This window comes from Pseudoalteromonas sp. S327 (assembly GCF_005886415.1).
GTDB classification, from domain to species: Bacteria; Pseudomonadota; Gammaproteobacteria; order Enterobacterales; family Alteromonadaceae; genus Pseudoalteromonas; species Pseudoalteromonas atlantica.
On sequence record NZ_PNDP01000148.1, the window covers coordinates 1 to 256 of the forward strand.

1 protein-coding gene is annotated in these 256 nt (G+C 46.1%); it reads left to right on the forward strand.

From position 1 onward, the window contains the following. Positions 1–256 (forward strand): prephenate dehydratase domain-containing protein (locus CWB60_RS20505; protein WP_283240974.1); only part of this gene is annotated, 256 nt, incomplete at both ends.

The window sequence follows — 256 nt, forward strand, 5'->3', positions numbered from 1 at the left end:
ACAAGATGCTCAAGGATCACTTGTAGGTGAAGTGACACACAGGGTAGCGCACAGCTTACTTGCCACCCCTGATACTGAATTAAGCCAATTAACTAAAATTTATGCCCATCCTCAGCCAGTTGCTCAATGTAGTAGCGTTTTACAAGGACTCGGTGTTTTTCAACCTGAAACCTGTGATGCAACCTCAAGTGCTCTACAGTCTGCTTTAAATACGCCATATAGTGCGGCTATTGGCTCCGCTCCTGGAGGGCATAAC